This window comes from Pontibacter qinzhouensis (genome assembly GCF_008017455.1).
In the GTDB taxonomy this organism is placed as follows: domain Bacteria; phylum Bacteroidota; class Bacteroidia; order Cytophagales; family Hymenobacteraceae; genus Pontibacter; species Pontibacter qinzhouensis.
In genome coordinates this window covers 1-22,182 of the sequence record NZ_VRTY01000104.1, presented here as the reverse complement: position 1 = coordinate 22,182, position 22,182 = coordinate 1, and the positions used below count along the sequence as shown (strand labels likewise).

19 protein-coding genes and 2 pseudogenes are annotated in these 22,182 nt (G+C 38.1%); 16 read left to right on the top strand and 5 right to left on the bottom strand.

Annotated elements, in window-relative coordinates; translation table 11 throughout:
- Positions 1-93 precede the first annotated feature (93 nt).
- From FVR03_RS20225 to FVR03_RS20210, 4 genes are all read right to left on the bottom strand, one after another.
- The gene (locus FVR03_RS20225; protein ID WP_147923595.1) at positions 94-903 is read right to left on the bottom strand and encodes a hypothetical protein; all 810 of its coding nucleotides are present in this window, start codon (positions 901-903) and stop codon (positions 94-96) included.
- Positions 904-1,707: 804 nt separating this feature from the next.
- Positions 1,708-3,528: an ATP-binding protein gene (locus tag FVR03_RS20220; protein ID WP_147923594.1), complete on the bottom strand. Its 1,821-nt coding sequence runs from the start codon at positions 3,526-3,528 to the stop codon at positions 1,708-1,710.
- A 486-nt stretch (positions 3,529-4,014) separates the two neighbouring features.
- On the bottom strand, positions 4,015-4,647 hold the full coding sequence (locus FVR03_RS20215; protein ID WP_147923593.1) for a recombinase family protein: 633 nt from the start codon (positions 4,645-4,647) through the stop codon (positions 4,015-4,017).
- A 160-nt stretch (positions 4,648-4,807) separates the two neighbouring features.
- Positions 4,808-5,221: a hypothetical protein gene (locus tag FVR03_RS20210; RefSeq protein ID WP_147923592.1), complete on the bottom strand. Its 414-nt coding sequence runs from the start codon at positions 5,219-5,221 to the stop codon at positions 4,808-4,810.
- Positions 5,222-5,513: 292 nt separating this feature from the next.
- Here FVR03_RS20210 and FVR03_RS20205 point away from each other — a divergent pair, with 292 nt between their 5' ends.
- From FVR03_RS20205 to FVR03_RS20175, 7 genes are all read left to right on the top strand, one after another.
- On the top strand, positions 5,514-5,897 hold the full coding sequence (locus FVR03_RS20205) for a hypothetical protein (protein ID WP_147923591.1): 384 nt from the start codon (positions 5,514-5,516) through the stop codon (positions 5,895-5,897).
- A 40-nt stretch (positions 5,898-5,937) separates the two neighbouring features.
- On the top strand, positions 5,938-6,378 hold the full coding sequence (locus FVR03_RS20200) for a hypothetical protein (protein WP_147923590.1): 441 nt from the start codon (positions 5,938-5,940) through the stop codon (positions 6,376-6,378).
- A 234-nt stretch (positions 6,379-6,612) separates the two neighbouring features.
- Positions 6,613-9,801, top strand: coding sequence for a type ISP restriction/modification enzyme (locus FVR03_RS20195; RefSeq protein WP_147923589.1), 3,189 nt, complete (start codon positions 6,613-6,615; stop codon positions 9,799-9,801).
- 45 nt (positions 9,802-9,846) lie between these two features.
- Positions 9,847-10,623, top strand: coding sequence for a DUF1883 domain-containing protein (locus FVR03_RS20190; RefSeq protein ID WP_147923588.1), 777 nt, complete (start codon positions 9,847-9,849; stop codon positions 10,621-10,623).
- Between the two features lie 136 nt (positions 10,624-10,759).
- Entirely contained in the window at positions 10,760-12,805 is a 2,046-nt protein-coding gene (locus FVR03_RS20185; RefSeq protein ID WP_187270234.1) for a DUF4365 domain-containing protein, read from the top strand.
- Positions 12,806-13,513: 708 nt separating this feature from the next.
- Positions 13,514-13,912: a hypothetical protein gene (locus FVR03_RS20180; protein ID WP_147923586.1), complete on the top strand. Its 399-nt coding sequence runs from the start codon at positions 13,514-13,516 to the stop codon at positions 13,910-13,912.
- 219 nt (positions 13,913-14,131) lie between these two features.
- Positions 14,132-14,368, top strand: a complete 237-nt coding sequence (locus FVR03_RS20175) for a hypothetical protein (RefSeq protein WP_147923585.1) — start codon at positions 14,132-14,134, stop codon at positions 14,366-14,368.
- A gap of 26 nt (positions 14,369-14,394) precedes the next feature.
- Here FVR03_RS20175 and FVR03_RS20170 read toward each other — a convergent pair whose 3' ends face one another.
- Positions 14,395-15,303 carry a hypothetical protein gene (locus tag FVR03_RS20170; protein ID WP_147923584.1) on the bottom strand — a complete coding sequence of 303 codons (909 nt, stop codon included), beginning with the start codon at positions 15,301-15,303 and terminating at the stop codon, positions 14,395-14,397.
- Between the two features lie 132 nt (positions 15,304-15,435).
- On the opposite strand from FVR03_RS20170, the gene FVR03_RS20165 reads away from it, so the two are divergent.
- From FVR03_RS20165 to FVR03_RS24540, 9 genes and pseudogenes are all read left to right on the top strand, one after another.
- A complete protein-coding gene (locus tag FVR03_RS20165) occupies positions 15,436-16,260 on the top strand; it encodes a hypothetical protein (protein WP_147923583.1) in 825 nt (274 codons plus the stop codon).
- 136 nt (positions 16,261-16,396) lie between these two features.
- Complete coding sequence (locus FVR03_RS20160) at positions 16,397-16,840, top strand: hypothetical protein (RefSeq protein WP_147923582.1); 444 nt, start codon at positions 16,397-16,399, stop codon at positions 16,838-16,840.
- A gap of 340 nt (positions 16,841-17,180) precedes the next feature.
- Entirely contained in the window at positions 17,181-18,746 is a 1,566-nt protein-coding gene (locus FVR03_RS20155) for a hypothetical protein (protein WP_147923581.1), read from the top strand.
- 2 nt (positions 18,747-18,748) lie between these two features.
- Positions 18,749-19,012: a hypothetical protein gene (locus tag FVR03_RS20150; RefSeq protein ID WP_147923580.1), complete on the top strand. Its 264-nt coding sequence runs from the start codon at positions 18,749-18,751 to the stop codon at positions 19,010-19,012.
- Positions 19,013-19,049: 37 nt separating this feature from the next.
- Positions 19,050-19,403: pseudogene (locus FVR03_RS25040) on the top strand (recombinase family protein); the annotation flags it as partial.
- A gap of 129 nt (positions 19,404-19,532) precedes the next feature.
- Positions 19,533-20,486: a recombinase family protein gene (locus FVR03_RS20145; protein WP_255474320.1), complete on the top strand. Its 954-nt coding sequence runs from the start codon at positions 19,533-19,535 to the stop codon at positions 20,484-20,486.
- 381 nt (positions 20,487-20,867) lie between these two features.
- Positions 20,868-21,302 (top strand): annotated as a pseudogene (locus FVR03_RS25240) (hypothetical protein); the annotation flags it as partial.
- A 27-nt stretch (positions 21,303-21,329) separates the two neighbouring features.
- Entirely contained in the window at positions 21,330-21,662 is a 333-nt protein-coding gene (locus FVR03_RS20140; protein ID WP_187270233.1) for an ATP-binding protein, read from the top strand.
- Positions 21,662-21,835 carry a hypothetical protein gene (locus tag FVR03_RS24540; RefSeq protein ID WP_187270232.1) on the top strand — a complete coding sequence of 58 codons (174 nt, stop codon included), beginning with the start codon at positions 21,662-21,664 and terminating at the stop codon, positions 21,833-21,835. Before FVR03_RS20140 ends, FVR03_RS24540 begins: the two co-directional genes overlap by 1 nt.
- The last annotated feature ends 347 nt before the right edge of the window (positions 21,836-22,182 follow it).

Below are 22,182 nucleotides of genomic sequence, written 5' to 3'. Positions count from 1 at the left end.
CATCGTTTCCACGTTTTAAAGCTATAAATTTTCAATTTAAATCGTGGTCTAATTTTACCGAGGTATTATAGATAATAACAATGTAGGAGGTACTCATATTATTTTCCATTTAACTTTCCTTAATTCAGTAATGAATTCAACATCAACTTTCAGTCCTCTTTTCTTTAGGTCCAATTGATATTTCCAAGGAGTATTAACAGCGGGACGAGGATTGAATTGAACTATAGGAAATAGTCCATCAACTTGTTTCAAAGGCACTTTCTCAGTCTCAACTATATGCTCTTTGTATTGTGTAAGTCCGACTTCACAGAGAGTCCAATATGTTAGGTCATCTAACTGAAAGATTGGAATATAAGAGTTAGGATTGTTTCTATATCCAAATAAGTCAACCAGTACTTCGCTCTTCTTTAATTTGCGAAAAGGCTCTAAAATAGGTGTTTCTCCTTCGGCTATCATCTCCTCTTGTATGCGCTGTAGGTTAATATTATTCTTCTCTAAGACCGTATGGTTGATACCTTTAATAATCTCGTTTATTTCGATGAAAAAAATTGTATAGGCTTCAAGCTCATCAAATAATTTATGCTGTAGATTAGGATCATAAAGTTCTACAGACCTATCCCACCAATAGTTATGTACTAAAAAATCCCTTTTTTTATGAAACTCATCAAGTTTATTCAGTTCATCATCGGTAAAAATATTCAACTGTAACAACTCCCTTTTAAGCTGCCCAAAGGTATAGGAAGATTTTTCATACAAAAGTTCATCATATCGACTTTGTGTGATAAAATTATCACGCTGCGGTAAAAGAAGCATACACATAATGCCTTTCTCAACGGACTGAGCTATACACATTGCTCTACCATAGTAAGCAAATATGTCTTTTATTTTATCCTCATCGTACATAATGCAATTGTAAAAAATACTGAACGTGTCATACCAGAAGCTAATCTCTGTGGGCTTTGATTATAGATATACTTAGCTTTTTAGCGAGTTTCTAATTTTGTTAAATCACAATAAATTCAAGTGGCGACATCTGTAAATCGGAAAAAATCTACAGGTACCTTTAAGATTTGTCCATCTGTTGACTCGATCAAAGCAACGGTTTTAGTCAGATAGCCACCACCAGTTAATATGAGTTCATCTCCGAACCGATGAAAGAAACCATCGAACGCTGGAACATTTGTAGTTGGATCCGACCTATGTGATAATACCCGTACTGGACGTAAAAACTGTTGTCTAAAATCAAACACAGTAACATGATCAAGCGACTCGATGATTTGATCTGTGGGAAATTTCCAGTCAGGGAAAGTAGATTTTAAGGCTTTAAATACTTTGTTTGGGATTCTGGTACCATGGTATCCATCATGTCCGCTACCACTCTTGTTTATCGAAAAAATTTCGTTTGAATTATCGTAAACATGAAGGTGGTATTCTCCCGTTGAATTATGTGGTTGATGTTTTTTTTATGAGTAGTTGCTAACTAATGGGGTGCCTTTAGACTTTCCTTCAAATAACATTTCTTTGTCGTTTCTTTCATGGATATAGACATGGAATATGTACCCTTCTACTTCTTTTAATGAATACTTCATTGTATACTTAATTCTAACTATTATTTCAATCTATCTAATACTACAAATAGACCTTTTGCACATGGTATCATGAGCTAATCTTTTCAGATTAAACCTTGCCTTTTATCTAAATCTCTACTTAGTTTTCGTACATTTTCCTCATCTGCTGGAACCAACCAACAACTTCATCGAAAGCATTAATTTTCTCGAAGCGCTCTTTTGACATCTTCTTCGATAGCTTTCCACAAATAATTTGCTTTACTATATTTTCAGTTTTGCCTGACTTTTCTGGAAACTTTGAAGATTTATTCATAGCATACTGCCCCATATCCTCGTTATCCCAATCATTTATTGTGGAGCAGTCTATACCGAACTCTTCTTCGTAGAGACAATGAGATATATAATTCTCCATCTCTAATTTACTGGTAAGAACACCAATAGACCCGTTATCTTTTTTATTTACTCTACTAATATGCTCCCTATACTTATCATCTTTATCTCTATCGTACAGGTGAAACTCAACAACATTGGATCCGCTCAGGTAATCACGATCAATCCAGTTTTTTAGGGATGATCCGCTCATCGGTATAATGCTGATATTCTCAGAATTCAGGTCTATAATTTCTTTCAACTCTGGAACGTTGCGATTAATATTCAACAAAAATTTTCTGTCATTTTCCCCTTCTACACAGACTACCAGTCTGCTCAGGTATGGTATTATACCCAAGGTATTCGCAATACCCTTTAATTTTAGGTCACCGCTAACTATTTGGGTAGAACCATCAACTTTATCAATTAAAATCAAGTTTTCTTCCCTACATAATTTGGCAACCTCTGGGGAGTGTGTGGTAATAATAACTTGATGTTTATCCTTGTTAGCAATTTCGGTAAGTGCTTCGATTAGCAGTTGCTGATGGTTTGGGTGCTGTGCGGTTTCTGGTTCCTCGATGGCATAAATAATGGTTTTGTTCTTCGTATTCTGTCGTTCTGCCTCAGCCCTAAAGTAGTTAAGCAAAATCATTCTTCTGACGCCACTACCCCGTTTATTCATAGGAATATTGTCATCACCCACAAAGGAAAAGGTAAATAGGCTGTCCCAGGCTTTATTAGATATATTAGGATGCAGCACTTTTGCCAGCTCAGGATTCATTTCTGCCAGCTTTTGAATTGTTGCCTCACCAATCTTCTTGGCACTATCCTCTATTTGTTTTTTTACCGCCTCCAATTTATCAACTACCTCGTCTATCGCTGTTTTAGTAATAGCCTTCAAAGGATCCTGCACTTCTTTATCGGTATCCTTGTTTGCTCTGTCTGATTGAAAAAGAAAAAATAAAGGAAGATCCAGGCTGATGCTGCTCCAAACGTCATTCCCGTCTATCTTATCTATTGGTATTGTAATTTCTTTGAATTCTTCGAAGGTACTGACCTGGTATATTGCCTGCCGCATCTCAGAGTTGGTTGTTTCCCTAACTATCAATCCTCCTGCATTAACCTGATCTTTATAGTTTTTATAGACTTTTTTAAGATTTGTGTTGTTTAGGCAAATTAGTGGGGTGTCTGCAAATGTGGATGGATAGTTGGCGCATATGTATTGTTTAAGGCTGGCGGCAGTCAATTTATCTTTCGAACAGTCCCACCTTTTCTGTATCTCCAACATTCCGTCTTTGTTCAAAAGGTACTCATCAGTCAAAGAGGTTGGAATGGTATCGATGGTATATTTTTTGCTTTGTTCTACCTCAAAGACTGCACTAATCACAATTTCTTTTGTGGTTGCTTTGGCGCAAAGGTCCTCAATCTCGGTTTTGATCTTGTCGCTATTAAAAAAAATTTCAAGAGCCTCTAAAATAGTTGACTTCCCAATATCATTTTTACCGACTATTACATTCAGATTATCGTCAAAGTCGATTTTGAAATTCTGGTATCCTCTAAAGTTTTTTAGTATTAGGCTTCTCAAAAGCATAGCTCAATCAGTTAGAATGTTTTTATGGTTCCGATCCTATCTGCGAATGCAGTAGATATTGCACAATGTAAATCATATATTTGGTTTTATCAATATAAAATAAGGACCATATCATAACTTTAAATAATTTTTTATTTAAAGCGCATTAAGTAAAAATTCGGAAGGCAACAAGAGAATTTGTGGTCGATGAAACGACAAAGTGTTTTGTGCAGCTAAGTTATATGTTAGAAGGTTGTTCGAGTAATTTATATGAATTAGTACTAAGTTAAAGAGGGTTCAACCATACTGGCGTGCAGTAGTTTTCATGAGCAATGAATTACCTTCAGTAGCCTAACTCTACGTTGAACAGCTCAAAATTTACATGTTATTAAACAAACGGATGATAGAGTAGAGGAGATAATTTACTAATGGGAACAGATGCTCTGGTAGTTTAGTTGGTGCAGTCAATAAATATCTATAATATCAACGTACCTGAAATACGCTGAGTCAATCAGAGCTGTTGATGCACTCCTTAACCTTGCTAATAGTGGACATTCCGCATCTGCACAACCTTTTAATTTCGGAGTAGCTCATACCTTGACCTATATACTTTTGTATGTCTTTATGTTTAGCCAGAAATTTTAATTTGCTTTCTGTTGTGCCGACCAGTCTACCAGTATGTAAGCCGTTACGCTTCCGTTCTTGAATACCACTTTTAATTCGGGCTGAAAGTTGTTCAGATTCAAGCCTCGCCAAATCGGAAACTATGGTGACTATAAGTTTAGAGAAAATATCATCTGTAGGATTGCCTGCGTTTAGTGTAATGTTCAGGTTATGGATATAAAGCTTTATCCGCTGCTCTTCCAGTTGCTTGAGTAATGTCAGTGTTTCATGCGTGTTACGACCAAGGCGTGAAATCTCGTGAACCATGATAGCTCCGACTTTATTCTCTGCTACATATCTCAGCATCGACTGCAATTGTTGCCTCTCTTCCATTTTCTTAGAAAAGCCTGAAACTCTTTCGGAGAACACTTTAACAACTTTGAAACCATCAACTTTTCTCAGGTCATTCACTTGGCGTGATGTACTCTGCTCCTGCGTACTAACCCGTGTATATATAACCGACTCCATAATTTCCATCTTAAAAATTCCACTCCTGAAATAGCAAGTGCTATAATAGGAGTGAATATAGCTAAATAATATAGCGTTTACAAGATGTATTCATAAAAATAGGAGTAATGTTTTAATAGGAGTAATTATCTCAATTTCGTTTACTACTTATTGGAAGCCGTTTTAATTATTAAATCAATCCATTCGTGGCATGGTTGATAAAGTCATGGAACTTCATAATGAGTCCATCCACGTTGGGATGAGCAGATTGCGCATCATCTGAAGGAACGAACAAGGCAGTAACTCGGAGCGACAGCATATTGTACACTTCCAGAATGTGTGAATAACTGTAATATATGATATCAAAGGCTATGGGAAGCTCATCTCCATTTTTCGATAGATACTCACTTATTGCGGGGCGGTAACTCCTTTCGTCTAATATCAAAGCGTAAGTATGCTCCCTGCCAATATGCTCTACGATCTCAGCGTTGACAATAAAATGTCCTCCTGAATGCCTTGAGTTGAATACATATTCGGCAGGGGGTGTCAATAACATCGCATCCTCCTGAAAATCATTAGCTTCATCTATATTATTTTTTCTCATCGCTATAATATTCCTCCTTTAGTGCTTTTTGTAGCGCCTTGACCGATAGTTCCATAATTTGAACCTTGGAAACTGAGACGTTTAGTTTTCGCATCAGGTACCACTGTGTCTCCATGACCAATCTGTATGTAAGTGCTGTGATTTTGACCGATTTTAGTAAGCCCATTTTTTATTAAATTCTTTTAGTTCTATATATTAAATAAGTAGAACTCTCTACTTACCACCTCCCCCTAATTTTTCTTGGATGAACCCTGACAATCAGGATATATAATCAAAAGCAATTCATCGTGCCGTGATTTTATATAATGAGATACTGCTCTGGGATTACGAGGAAGTTATCTACAAGACAGTCAGCAATAACCTGTTTGGTATGTTCTCAACGAAAAGAGGAGAAATAGTAGAACCAAGTTTCTTACACATATTTCCTTTTGAGGGAAGTCAAGCAGTGATAATTGACCAAAATGAAGAATACTGGATGACAGACTTCAATGGTATTATCGACCCTCTTGACGATGAGTCAGAGGCTCTCTACAAGAGCTTTATAATAAAGAATAGCAGATGTAACTGCTGCAACGATGTGGAGCTTCAGAAGCGTTGTGAAATGTGTAACGGCAGAGGACAGATTGAAAATAAATATGGTAGCAGGCAACTTGCTAAGTATTTAGGACTGACGTAGGCTGCTGACTATATAAAAAATAAACCGAGAACTTGAATTTATGTATCAGCAAGATAAGACCGCTTTCAAGCATATCAGCAGAACCGCTTTGCAGATGGCAACGGACATCAACCTAAAGCACATGTATGCAGAAGAAGTTAACTCCGATGGCTTTCCCTGTGAAGTAGTTTTCTGTGTGATAGAAGATAAAATGATGGCTGTTCTCATGAGTCAACTTGTACTTTTAGGCTGGTATGAGTCTTCGCACGAAGAAAAGACTGCAACAAACGAAGCCTGTTCAGGCAACTATTATCTACACTTAAGCACTAATAAGGTCTTAGCACTGGAACACAGTGTGTTAGACGAGTTCTGCATTGCCAAATTTGTTGACAAGGGTGTTTTTGATGTCGTGTCCCAGATAAAGTATTATAGGTTGAAAGAACTTAATATGCCATTTCTTAGAAAGCTCAAAATCGCTCAAACCTTTTCCATCGCAGATTAAGTATTTGAAATCCATGAGGTACTATTTATTGTTTTTTAGTGCATAGTTTTAAGTGGAGACTAAACTATCTACTACCATACTTATGCTACCCGAACCATTCTTAGGTAGCTACAGTTTACCTGTATCAGCCAGTTTCGCTTTTTGACATTTCAAGAAATTTGGTCATATAATCTCCTTTAATTGCTATATTGAACTTTTATATTGTTCAGCTACACTTAGCCATTAGGAAAGCAAATGACCATCCAGCAATACATCGACATCCTCAACACCAGATACAAAACAGGCATATCCCGAGAGCATAGCTATCGCAGCGATCTACAAGTACTGATATCGGCTTTAGCACCTAATGTGCTGGTGACCAATGAGCCTGCTCGGGTAGCTTGCGGTGCGCCTGACTATATCATTACTAAGAATGATATTCCAGTGGGCTATATCGAGGCAAAGGATATTGGCGTAGTGTTGAATAGCAAATCGCTGAAGGAGCAGTTCGACCGCTACCGTGCCTCACTTGATAACCTTATCATCACCGACTACCTCGACTTCCATTTATACATAGATGGGGAGTTCAAAACGTCTGTCAAGATAGGCGAGATACAGAATGGTCAGATACATCCGCTACCAGAGAACTTCGCTATGTTTGAGGGGTTAATGAAAGATTTCTGTACCCATATAGGTCAGACCATCAAGAGTTCGAGGAAGCTGGCAGAGATGATGGCTGCAAAAGCCAGAATGCTTGCAGACGTAATTGAAAAGGCTCTGAACAGTGATGAAGAAAACCACGAGAATAGTACGCTGCAAGAGCAGATGAATGCTTTCCAGCAGATACTGATTCACGACATCAAGACCAGAGAATTTGCCGATATCTACGCACAGACCATCGCCTATGGCATGTTCGCTGCCCGATTGCATGACCCCTCGTTATCAACTTTCAGTAGACAAGAAGCTGCTCAGTTAATACCCAAATCGAATCCATTCCTACGTACTTTATTCCAATACATAGCAGGGTATGACCTTGATAGTCGAATAGTCTGGATCGTGGATGGTCTGGCAGATTTATTCCGTGCAACCGATATAGCTGCGCTACTAAAGAACTTTGGTAAGGCAACGCAGACACACGACCCCATCATCCACTTTTACGAGACATTTCTTGCCGAGTACGACCCGAAGCTACGCAAGGCACGTGGCGTATGGTATACGCCTGAGCCAGTCGTGAACTTCATTGTTCGTGCCGTTGATGATATACTCAAAACGGAGTTCAATCTTCCACAGGGCTTAGCTGACACCTCTAAAACTAAGGTCAAACTGAACATCCCGACCCATGATAAGCGGTATAAGGCTGGTCAACGGGAGATTGAGCATGAGGTTCATAAGGTGCAGATACTTGACCCTGCCACAGGTACAGGAACGTTCTTAGCAGAAGTAGTTAAGCATATTCACGGCAAGTATAAGAGCATGCAAGGTGTATGGAGTAGTTATGTCGAGAACCACCTTATACCTCGACTGAATGGCTTCGAGTTGCTCATGGCTTCATATGCGATGGCGCACTTAAAACTTGATTTACTCTTGGGTGAAACAGGCTATAAACCTACCAAAGACCAGCGTTTCAGGATTTACCTTACCAACAGTTTAGAAGAACATCATCCAGATACAGGTTCATTGTTTGCAACAGCACTGGCTAATGAGGCGAATGAAGCGAACCATATTAAGCGTGATACGCCTGTTATGTGTGTGATTGGTAATCCTCCTTATAGCGGTGAAAGTGCTAACAAAGGAGAATGGATTATGAGATTGATGGAGGATTATAAAAAAGAACCAGGTGATAAGGTTAAACTGAAAGAAAAAAACTCCAAGTGGATAAATGATGATTACGTAAAATTTATTCGGTATGGGCAACATTTTATAGAGCGCAATGGCGAAGGAGTATTAGCATTCATCAATCCACATGGTTTCTTAGAAAACCCGACATTCAGAGGTATGCGCTGGAATTTACTTAGAACTTATGACAAAATTTATACAATAGATTTACATGGGAACAGTAAGAAAAAAGAGGTTTCACCTGATGGTTCACCTGACGTAAATGTATTTGATATACAGCAAGGTGTAAGCATTAACCTATTTATTAAAACGGGAGAAAAGAAAGCGGGTGAACTTGGTAAGGTTTATCACTTTGACTTGTTTGGAAAGCGTGAAGTTAAATATGACTTTTTGGTTAGTAATTCATTGAAAACAATTCCATTCAACGAGTTGCAAACCTCGGCACCCAATTACTATTTTTTCCAAAAGGATTTCGATGATAAACCTCTGTATGATAAGGGCTTCATGTTACTTGACTTATTCAAAATTAATGGCGCAGGAGTCACCACAGCACATGACGAATTTGTTGTTGATGAAAGTGATAAGGTTCTATTAGAGAGATTCACCGATTTTAAAAATAGTCCCAGTGATGCTAAACTCTTACACCGTACCTTCAATGTAAAAGAAAAGAAAGGTTGGGACATTTTAGCTGGTTGGAATAATCTTCAAAGAGTTAAAGAGCTATCAAAATATGTTGTTCCATTTGCTTATCGCCCTTTTGATAAACATTACATTTTTTATGAAAATAAGTTGGTTTGGCGCACTGTCCAAAAGGTGATGGAACATTTTATTGTAGGAGATAATTTAGGTTTGTCTTTGGTAAGAAGGTCGAGAAGTAATGAATTTTTAACTCCGATAATAGTTAATGGGGTTACTGATAAATGCTATTCTTCGTCATTAGACAACTCTAATACCTTTCCCCTATACCTATACCCTGAAAGTTCTACACAGATAAATATACATGACCGACCAACTCGGACGCCTAACCTTGATAAAAAGATTGTTCAGCAAATTGCTGAGAAGGTGGGGTTGAAGTTCACATCTGAGAAAGCAAACACACCAGGCACTTTTGCACCGATAGACATATTAGACTACATATACGCTGTACTACATAGCCCATCTTATCGTGAGAAGTATAAGGAGTTTCTAAAGATAGATTTCCCACGTGTACCGTATCCAACCGATGCTGATGAATTTTTGTCATTGGTGGAGTTGGGCGGGAAGTTGCGCCAGATACATCTACTCGAAAGCGCAGATGTTGAGAACTACATCACCAGCTATCCAGCCGATGGCAACAACATAGTAGACAAGCCACGGTACGAGAACGGCAACGTCTATATCAACGATAACCAATACTTCGCAGATGTTCCACAGACCGCATGGGAGTTCTACATCGGTGGCTATCAGCCAGCGCAGAAGTGGCTTAAAGACAGGAAAGGTCGGGAGCTAACCTTCGAAGACATCCTGCACTACCAGAAGATCATCGTAGCCCTGACCGAAACTGATAGGCTGATGAGGGAGATTGATGAAGTGATGACTATCAATGCTACCGAGGAAACTAACGCATAAAGTATTCTTCTTTCACAATAGCTCCATAAACTGAATACTGCCATTATGAAATTTACGCACTACGATTTAGGTAACAAGAAAAGAGGCGAGATTGTCGAAATTACTTTGTCGGGCAATGCTGCTAATGTTCGGCTAATGGATTCCTCAAATTTCAATAGCTACAAGAATGGTCGGCAGCATAGGTATTACGGAGGACTTGCAACTAAATCACCTGTAAGACTTCAAGTGCCTAATACGGGTCATTGGCACGTCACTGTCGATATGCAAGGCTTGAGGGGTTCAGTTCGTTCTTCAATCAGAATGATGCCGAGCGCACTGCCTGAGCTTAGACAGCCAGCACTATCGACTGTACCGACTCTGGTCCACAAAGGTGATGAATCACCAGGGCATCATGATGATGGCTTCGTAAAAAAATATGATGTTTTCATCTCCCATGCATCGGATGATAAAGATGATGTGGTGCGACCACTTGCTCATGCGTTGCAAGATGAAGGACTTAGCGTATGGTACGATGAGTTCGAACTGAAAATAGGTGACAGTCTTAGAAGAAAAATTGATAAAGGGCTTGCCAATAGCAAGTTTGGAATAGTGGTGCTATCAAAGCAGTTTATTAAAAAAGGCTGGACTAATTATGAACTTGATGGTATCATCACCAAGTCAGTGAGCGGTGAGCAGATTGTGTTGCCCATCTGGCACAACATTACCAAACAAGAAGTAATAGATTTTAGTCCATCACTGGCAGACAAAGTAGCAAGAAACACATCTTCCTATACAGTGAAGGAAATAGCAGAGGAAATAGCCGATGTAATCCGCTCGAACTAAGGAAAGCCAGTTCAACGCTTAGACAGGGAGTCCACGCCTTCAACAATAGTATTTGTCTATCATGTGGGTTTGCAAAGAATGAGAGCTTTGACTTAATCACTTTACTTCGGAAACTGATTAGTTATCATCCATGCTAATGAGAGATTTTGATAATATTCGCCTTCCTAAAAGTTCTACCAACGAAGAACAGGAAACTCTGTCACGAAAGAAGTTTGAAAGTCTCTTTGATGAGAAACGTTTCATTCTGAAAGGTGAAGTTATTGACAATGGAATTGATTACAGGTGTGAAATTAAATACGACTCTCGGAAATTAGGTTTCGGATTTAACTTTCAATTAAAAAGTAAGGGTGCTGCGGACAAAAATACGGACGAAAGCTACAGCAAGTCGATAGAAACATCAAACATTGAGTATCTAATTAACAACGGACAACCTGCCTTCTATGGCTTCTATCTGGCTGATAATGATAACTTCTATTATGAACACCTGAACGATTTTCTCATTTCTATACAAGAAAAGAATCCAGATTGGGAAGACCAGCTAAGCCACACATTGCGGTTCCACAAGCAGTTGGATTCGAGAGCGGTGGACGAAATCTATAATATTGCTTTGGAACACGGCAAAATGATGCGTGGTCTTAACGGTCGACTTGCCATGCTACCTTCTCTGGCACAACCAAGCGACAAAATCATTATAGGTTTGAACCAGCGAGTGATTGATGATTCCGAGATCAGGAATATTGTTGAGCGTGTAGGTTTCGAGTTGATAAACGAAGGGAGATGGAAAGACATTATCCATGTGCATCAGGAAGCATCTGGCAACATAGGTACTACCGCAAAATATAATCTTGTCTTAGGTATGGCTAACTATTACAGTGGCAACCTGCTAAGCGCACTGTCTTTTTTTAAACACGCAAGGTTAAATTCTAATCAACTTCCTGACTATTTGATTAAGTATCTAACCTTTTTTGATACGACAGTAAAATACACATTGGGCATGATGAGGCAGGAAGGGTATGAGCAGGTGATTCAGACACTGGAAGGTGATGATGAATTAGGATTGTACGTCAAGTTAGAAAAAGTCCGTGAAGCCTACACGCAGTCAGTAATTCTTTTTGAGCAGTTTGTAAGAGAACTCAAACGCATCATCTCCCATCCCAATGCTTTTGGTTCAGTGAGCCAAATGGCAAAATGTGAGCTGCTTCTCCACGAAGGCTATGAAATGAATATAGATTACGTGCAAGGGGTTGCAGCCATCAACAGCCATGAACGGCATAATGATCTTTCATTGGAGGATAGATTAGTGGTGGCAAATCAAATGGCGGATGCTCGGATTCTATGGGATAAGCAGATTCAGGAGCTAATTCAGGAAACAACCAATAGCAAAAACTATTTCACCTATCATAGTACATTGCTCAACCAAGTAAGAGTAAGGTATCAGTTTGATGTGTACTCAGCGCTTGTTCGTGTGGATAAGCAAATCCCTAATCATCCTTCACAGCCACTACCCGATAGTCAGCAGCGATATGAGGCTATGCTTGCTGTTTTGGAGAAGGTACTGAGTTATTTCACTCAGATTAGGCATACAGAGAACATGATTATGGTTCTTTCTACCAAATATGAGTTAGAGCATTATTTAGATAGAATGGAAGAAGCCTCTAATACCATGGCTGAGCTTGAGCAGTTAATTGCTCAATCAGACTCAGAAGGGCTTAGGCTGCAAGTATCCATGTTAAAAGATGCTGGTACAACACACGAAAAATTTAAAGATTTCATTGACAGCATTTTTGGGAAAGCTCAAGCCGAAGAAGAGGAATTCCAAGCGATGGTACATGAAATGAAGTGTATGGATGCCGAGGAAAGAGCCATCGCTAAGTCATTCGATAACATTTACGGCATCATGCTGTTTCCAATCGGCTTCTTTCAGTTTCCTGCCAGTGAGGTAGACGATGTGTTTACAATCCTCAATATACAAGATGCTGCTTTACGCTCAACCTTTTGCGAGATGTTCTCTCGTGGCATAATGCCTGTTGCTAATATTTACCACAACCCAATTTCGGAAGAAGGCTATGCTGATGGGCATGCATCTGAGCAAGGGTTGAAAAGTACTAAACATTTCTATAATATCAGGAAGGCATTTTATATTAGGAAGTATTATAGGATTGAATCCGCTAATGAGCAATAACTAATATTATCGTTCCTCGATGGTCTCCATTTCTTTCAATAAACTCGATTAATGCTGATCGATTATTTAAATAGCACGTTAGTCCCTTTCTATTTCTCGGCACCTTATCATTTCCCTGCATATCTTCCAGTTCCTTTTTCACCCTCTGGTGACGCTCATGTACCTGTCGCTGTTTACGGTTTGGTATTACCTTCCAAAACTTGTGAAAGTGGTCTAAAACAAAAACACAATCTGAGGTATAATAGATGTAGTTTTGAACACCATTCCACAGAGAAAAGGAAGTTGAGTTATATCGACTTCCTTGTTCCTTTTATCATCCGCATACATGGCGTAGAAGGTCGCTTATCACAGGTAGCTTAGCCTATAAGCGACTCCTCTCAGCAGAGCAGCTTTCAGAATGTATAGGATATAAGATCTTGTTATCGCTTTAGATGGGACTTCTGAAATCTGCCTTCCTTACCCAAACCTGTCCTTTCAAGATTGTTATAGTCGCTGTAATTGGTTGAAAGCAATAGTTGGGAGAGAATACTCTACTTGCCTACTCTCGAGGTATAAGTCCAGATGCTCACAACAGAATTAAAAGAACTTGATGCCAATACTCCTCGAAACAGCAAGACAGAAATATATTCTGTGTTTTATAAAACTAAAGTCGATGCTGTATTATAATGAACATTCTGTAAGACTTTTAGAAACTAAAACACAAGAAACATGGCAACAGATAACATTATTTGGAAAATACCAGGAAACAGGCTTCATGATTTGTCAGAGATATTGGCAGAGATTTGTTACAACGGCAGTAACTACTACGATGAAAACAAAGCCGAAGAAATGGCAACCTCGGTAAAACGACTCTTTTACACAATCGAGCATTACATGCGGGTACATCCTGAATATAGGAAACCTACAGACTTATTGCGACCTGTCACATACGGTGAGGTAAGCAGGGTAATGGTAGACTCAATTCATGAGTTTGGGAATAAATTACTTGAGAATGGTGATTTTATAGATAGCTTACATAATAAGCCCATAGACGTCAACAGCATTCTTACCCTCACAAAAAATGTTATTAGAAAGGACAAGATTCAGCAAGTAACAGCAGACGTATAAGCTGGTCTGGAAGATTTGCAAATCAGGTAGCAACAGAAAAGTATAACTTAAATTAGTTTAACATGTATTATATATTAACATTATGAAAATTTCACAACAAACCATACTGTCTGCAACGGCACACATTCGCTGCATTCATGATTTTCACGCTGTCCAAGCTTTGTTTGAAAGTAATGGGTTTACAGAAAAAAAGGGTTCGAATATACCAGGTTTGTGGATATGAGCGGATGGGGCTATGAGATTGGACAAGAAGGCTTTGGTATCAAGTATAGAGATGAAGATGATATTGAAAGAGTACGAGGATTCGCAGAAAAGCTTCCTTTTATGACTTATATTGGGGAGTTATCTGACGAGGATGATGATGGAGAGTATTATGATTGTATCTACTATGTAGACAACACAACCTTTAAATCATATAGAAGAAAGGAAAAGATTAGAGTAGCTCTTGAAGCGTAACAGTGTACTTGTGGGCATTGATTGTTCTACCGATGCCCATGGTACACTGTTTCTCCACACATCGCATGCTGCTCAGCTATCGAATATAGTTGCTGGAAGTCATTTTTGTGCAAATGATAGAAGTGAATGGTTTTCGGGTAAGGTTGAATTATTTCATTGGCTTTAAGGTACTGCAAGAAATAACTATAATTCCCTCTCAGCCAAGGACTTAATCTTAAAACTTTTGTTTCGTTTCGGTTACAGAATCGTAGAATCTGCTCAAAGGTGTAGTCTTTCAAAATTTCAACGTTCGGTGCAACAGCCTTCAAATTGTGTGCTTCGTTTGGAGGGCAGCGCACAAATAGAGTTCCTTTATCTTGGTCCTCCCAAATATTTTGTCTCTGAATAATTATGGTTCTGTTGCCAAGCCTAAAGCTGGCAGGGGCTTCAGCTTTCTTGGTCACCCTCCAACAGCTTCCAGGTTTTTTCATGGAAGAGAAAATCGCTGGATTTATAAAATCGCTATCGCTTGGCGATAGTATTATAGAAGTCAACGGCATGTCTTCGAATAGCTTCTTCCATTTCCTCCTGTATTGATCTGGAAAAGCTATATGAATATAAGTCTCTTTCAAAACTGGAAGTATGTTGCTTAGGCTATGGTTAGAGTTCAGCGGGAACAACCCACCACCTTCCGCAAGCCCGTCATTACCAGTTATATAGGCATCAAGCTGAATCCCAAGCTCTTTAAATAGTGCAGTCGCATACGTAGACCAAAGGGCTAAACATATTACCTTCCCTACTACTGTTATTGGCTGTCTGAAAGCCACATCAACCAAAACAATAGTATCGTATGGGAGAGACTGATAACGTTCTTTAACTATCGTACCAGAAGCATAATAGACAGCATTGCGCCCCTTTTTTAACTTCTCCGACAATACGGTTTTAATTTCCATCATTTCGGTCTCGGTCAATTGGGTAGAGGCTCTTCGCATTTAATAACGGATATATGTATTGATAAAATTATTTGAAAGAAGAAGGTTTCTTGTATAAAGTTACTAATATTCCTGGTAAAATGCAAATTGTAGCAGATGCACGGAAAAACATTATTAAATCAGTATGGCAATGCGGATCCGATAGCTCATAATAGCTACAATTCCTTTAAATGCTCGTCATTTCTAACGCTATATAGCAGACATATGTATTATATCTGCTATGATGAAATAATTTCGAAATATTCTAAAACAATTGGTTTTCTCGAAATTATAATAGCTATAACAAAGCATTTAAATATGGAAAATTTAAGTTTAGAAAGAACCATTGGTACAAATGGCAGCCTATACGAAACCGATTTTGACTTATTGTTTGATAGCTCCTATTGGGAGAAACAGGAAATATTTAGCTCCTATGGAAATGAGAAGTACATTCGTGACTACACAATCTCTGAACATTATGATGCCGAGAAGTCGGAGTATAGCCTTTACTACAAAATAGGAGGACTGATTACAGAAAGCAACTGTTGCTGGTACAAGGAGGGGTATATAAAGCCGACAGATGTCCTATTTTATAGGGATAATAATTCAGCGCAAGAAATTAAAACTATCAATTTTAATGACTTGATAGTATGTGCTATCATGCATAAAGAATCGGATTATGTTGCTACAATGTCCTTCTCCATTGTATTTATAAGTATCAGCACAGGTGATTTTTTCCAGATAAGTTACGACTATTCGGTAGTTTACGTAGCAGACGAATATGCCAGTGAAGAAGATCTGCTATACTATGCATGTAAAGTCGAACTTACCGAGAAAGACTTACTCTTGCTAAGCTCCAATGATGATTGGACGTTATACAATACTGGTGAGTATATATCACTAAGGCGAAGTCATAAAATCAAAACTGCTGTCTTTGGCTAATGACTACCACTCTTATAAGAAACTTGTTGATACTTTAATCAACAAGTTTCTTTGACGATTGGCGTTGTCGCAAATAACCAATCCTATAATCTAACCCTTACAATTATCGTGTAGATTGAATCAGACGATTTACTACATGGTTATTAAAAAATTTTACAGAAATTATATGAGTAATAATTTATTTAAAGATGTCGATGTGGCTACATATAGGCGCATTAAGCAACAGCACGGAGACAATTATATACGAGCCTATCAAGAAGTATTAGCCGAAATAAATGGTCTCACAAACACAAGTCTTTATAGTAAACTGAAGCATTTCGAAGATTTGGTTGAGACAAACTATTTGGTAGCAGTAATGGATAGCAAGTTCAACTGCATTCATGTGGGATACACAAAATCACCATTCGCATATTGGATTAACCTTCTTAAAAACAAGTCATACGGTGCTATAAAGGATATTATTATATTAGAAAACAACCTCGATGATAGGATAGCGCTGAGGAAGGCGAGGGAGGAAAAGCAGCGCCTATCACATTTAACAAGAAAGATTAAGATTAGCGTTGCTTTAGAATTAGATTAGAAAACTATTTACATATAGGATCGATGTCGTGGGAATAATACAGCATCGATCTTTTTGTAACCGATATATAGATTTGATGGATTAATCATCACTTTATCTTTCCATAGACTTTAGAAATTCCATTTCAGTCGTGGTATAGAAAAGCGTACTTTAGAGAGTTTCGTTATTATGATTGGGTTATATGTTTTATCTTAAAAGATATATAGGTACTTTATACAAGCCCATTAAATCCTATCTTCCTTTCTCCCTTCTTCCTATCAATAAAGGTTGACCTACTTTTTTTTGGGAAATCATCAAACTATTTCTATTTCCAAACTATAATAAAAAACAATTATAGATTATGGAACACGGATATAGAGACCCAATAACGAGGTTATACTGGAATAGCATAAAAAGCAAATGGCGAAAAAAGCCTCCGCAAAAAAGCACAAAAGGACAGCATAAAGGGAAGGCAGTTGGTTTAGCAGTCGGTAGAACGAAAGGTCTTGCTTTTCAGAAGAAGTTAGCCGCTATAATGGAGGTACATCCAAAAAGCTGGAAGAGTTATGCTTGGCTACCTATAAATATAAACATTTCTGATTTAGAGATAGCAGCAGCAACCTACTGGAAATGCAATAAGACACCTTTTGAGATCGACAGAGCTTTATCTCTGTCAACACTTCTGATCATTATGCGCACGAAAGTAAGCGAAGAGCAGAAGAGAAGGGTCGCCTTCGGAGCTGGCTTTGTTAGTCTGCATAATATAGATCTACGTCATTATGTCGGGAAAAACTACGGTAAATACATACAGCTTTTTAAAGATGCTGGCTTTATCAGGGTATTTACGAATGACATCGATAATAAAAATGAAAGCTTTTGTCCGAATGCTTTTGCTAAGTCATACAAATTTCTACAAAGGTTCCTAAAAAAGAAAGGAGATATACGCACGTACCACCGTGTCGAATATCAGTCACCGAGACTGCTGGTCAGGCTGTTTAATCAGAAACAGGAAAAGAAACAACAGTTGCTGAAAGACCAGTTTAGGTTGCGCTTGAAAGAAATGGTATATGAGCTGGCAGCTAACATTGACGTGGAAAGCTTTACCGCATGGGCGATAGCAAATCCTCAAGAATTCAACGACACAGAAGCATTGAATAACACGATTGTTAGGGTAAATGAAATGCAAACGGGTAATTTAAACATAACAGCATCAGATTCCTATGGTGAGCGATTTCACACATCTTATACAAACACAAAAGAACAGGTCAGAAAGCATACTATAATAGGTGGAGTTCCAGCAGTGGAGCTTGACCTAAAAGCTTCTCAATTTTTCTTTTTCGCATGCATGGTTCTGCACCCAGAGCAGTGTATAAGAGTGCTAAAAAAGGGAATGAAGCTTACTCGCTTAAAGGAAATCATGCATACGATGAAAGAGTTTTACGACAGGTATGACGATGTCAAGGAATTCGTAGATGCGTCTATATCCAATACTATTTATCAAGTGATTGGGATTAAATACAACGGGCAGTATAGCAAAAAAGAAGTAAAGGACTTTTGTTTCAGGGCGCTGTTTAGTAGATCAGGTCAGTCCAGAGAAGCGAAAGATATTCTCCAAATACATTATGCGAATGTTGTAAGGCTCTGTGAGTTGATAAACAACAAGGCAAAGAAGGAAGAGAAAGCAAATATGACAGCAGGTAATCCAGATGCAGCTGTTCACTCCATTCCACAGGTATTGCAACGTTTGGAAAGCCGTATTTTGATTGACATGGTAGCACTTCGAGCGGTTAATTTAACCGCCAATGCCTTCACGACAGTGCATGACAGTTTTCTCATAGCTTCTGTCGATGTGGGTGTATTCGAATCATTAATTGCTACTACACTCACTCAAGTAGGTCTGCCGACACCTGCACTAAGTTGTAAATAACATTGACCACACGAATTATCCTGAGCTTACTGAGAGGCTTTCTTTTTTTAGTTTCCCATGTAGCACAGGATAATCAACATGATTTCAGCAGTCTCAGCACTTCTGAAATATTTTTTGAAAAAAATAAAACAACCCTCAATCAATTTTCTATAAGAGGAAAATCAATGAAAATTATGGAGACTACGATTGGGATAGAAACACTTTTACAATTAGCTATAGACATCGTCTTATCAGAAGAAGAAGAAGATGAATACGAAAACGATTAACAGAAAAAAATGTCTCATTTGAACACGGGTATCATCGCAAGAGCAACTCGACAATGGTAGTTTAAATACCCAACTCACTATTTGCACCAACTATGCCAAAGAGTTAGGTTTCGAAATTATTGACCATGAGTCGGCTTATGAAAGTGCGAAAGGGGAGAACACAAAGTTTAAGCAGATGATGAAGAAGCTTTCTGACAAAAGAAATAGTTATGATGCTTTGATAGTACTCTCTGCCAGCAGGTTCTCACGTTACCTACCTGTTGCAAGTAACAAACTGATGGAACTTAAAGGAAAAGGCATTTACCTGCATGTTGTTAGAGAGAAACTATCATCGGAGAGTGATACAGGGGTGATGCGCTTATTCCAGGAATTCCTGAAAGCGAACGAGGAAAATCAGGAGCGAAAAGAAATTACCATTATCAGCAGGTTAGCGAAATTACAGCAGGGAGTAACCGCCAGTAAACCACCTCTGGGTTATATTACCAGCTCCCAGAAGGGCAAATTAGATGTAAATAATCAGTTGCTTCCTTCGATTGAATTATGCCCAGAGAAGGCACCATTGATACAAAAGGCATTCAAGCTAATATTACAAAAGAAAACTCTCACAGAAGTTACCGATGAACTCTCTCACTTTGGGTTGATGCTAAGTAGAAAATACTTGGGTGAAATATTACGAAAGCCGATTTACTGTGGCAAATTGGTAGATAAAACATTGCTGGACGCAGGCATTCCCTACGTTATGGGTAAACATGAAAAAATCGTTAGTGTGAGCGAGTTTGAACGGGTACAGAAGCTCCTAAATGGGAAATCACTGAAGAGAAACAAGAAAACGAATGAAGATGAAATTCCTATGAATGGGATCATCAAATGCTTCAAGTGCCACAAGAATCTTACAGGCTATATAACAAAGGGTATAGCATATTATAAATGTAATCATGGATGTAAGCTAAACATATCAGGAAAACATATCCATGATAGCAGTCTTCAACTGTTAGGAAGCCTCGAACTTAATAACTCCTTTACAAAGGTTATACGTGAGTTTATAGACGTTAAATACAACGAGAGATATGCAGACCTAATCCAACAGCATAGCATAAAAGAGAATGGATTAGCAAGGTTACAAGTGAGGCTCGAAAATCTTTTGCTTAGCAAGCTGGATGGCGATATAGACGAAAGTACCTATCGAAAGATAAAGAAAGAAACAGAGACTAAGATCGATACTTTGAAGAGTGACATGAACGGGATAAAAGTACCAAAGGTTAATAACCTACACGAAAAAGTAATGTCGCTTTTGAAAAACCCATCGTTATTGTACGAGAAACTACAGACGTATGAAAAGAAGACTTTCCTAAAAACAATTATAAATGATGGCTTAACCTATGATAAGGAGAAAAAGAGTTTCGAAAATATAATGTTTAACGAGATGTACAGATTACAGCCTCAACTCTTACCGACACCTTCAATTGCAGCATAGGCATGATATTCAAAACAAAAAAAGGGAACATATAAACTGTTCCCTTTTTTTGTTTACATAATATTCCCTTACCTAAAATGCTCCTATGAAAAGATATGTTCATGTTCATCATAGAAACTGATAATCTTCTCTAAATCCTCCACAAAGAAGTTCGATATGAGTCCGCTTGAGGGTACATTTAAATTAAAAAAGCCCTGTAAGTTTATGCTTATAGGGCTTTTTGTTTTTGGAGATAGTATAGGGGACAGAATTAACTACGTTTTGCTTTGAATATACATTTAAAAATACAATATTTAGTAAAACGAGATTATGGTTATACCTACTATAGAAGTAAACAATATTCAAAAAGATAAAATCCTTTAACTAGAAGAAGATCATTTTAATGATTTAAAGTCAAAGGAAATAAAGCCAAGTAAACTAACTAAGTCTTTATCTGGATTTGCAAATGCTGTTGGTGGAGATATTTATATTGGCATAGATGAAATAAATCAACAAGGATCAAAAAGTAGAAGATGGAACGGGTTTGATGATGTAGAGCAGGCAAATATATACAATAATCTTCCACGTGTTTCAGCCGTACTTCTATTTGCTGATGAACCTCTAATAGCACTTCCTAAGCAGAGTGGAATAAAACTTTACAGATATAAGACTAAGGATATTGAAGGAAGTAGAGAGACTTTAGATTTTGACCCATTATCAATTGAAGGACCTATATACAAGCAAATATATTTAGCAGTCGAAAAAACTAAGCAAATAATTGAGAGCAGCAAAATATTAAAAGATTCAGTATTAGAAACCGCTAAATATCCTGAATAAGCTTTACACGAGATCATAACTAATGCTGTGTTACACAGAGACTACAGTATTGCTTCAGATATACACATTCGTGTATTTGATAATAGGGTTGAAATAGGAAGTCCAGGTGTACTTGCAGGTCATGTAACAATTCATAACATACTGACTGAGCAAGCGGCAAGGAACGGTACACTTGTCCGACTAATAAATAAGTTTCCAAATCCTCCCAACAAAGATGTTGGAGAAGGTCTTAACACTGCTTTCAAAGAGATTCAGGCCCTGAGGCTTAAGCACCCAGAAATTATTGAAAAGCCTAATTCTGTACTTGTAGTTATCAAACATGAGGCGCTTGGGCGCTTGCAAGCCCAGAAGAGACGGTAATGGAGTATTTAGAATCACACGAAGAAATACATAACAGAACTGCAAGAGAACTAACCGGAATTCAATCTCCAGACTCTATGAAACAGGTTTTTTACAATTTAAAAACAAATGGCTTAATTAAAATAAATCCGGATCTGAAGAAAAAGGCACTAGGTCTACATGGATTAAAATAAAAAAGTAGGTTACGAAATACCTATTTCTTCCAATTTCCTATTCTACTTGGGATAATTTATTAAATTATTAGAATCAATAATTCAGTGAGTTACCCCCGCTACTTGGAGTGTTCCGCAGGGGACCTTCAAATAAAAAATGAAAAATAGAAGTCTCCGACTTCGTTATGGCTACCGGCAAGGCAGCAGCAAATAGCTTAAACTTTTGGCAGCCCCACCAACCATACCCTTTATATGGATATTCCGTTTGAAAGTGAACACCTTGTTCCGGTGAAACTGGACACCCCCTGCTCCCGGAGTGCGTAAAAATATACATTGTATTTTTACAGGTATTGGTCGAGTAAAAGCTT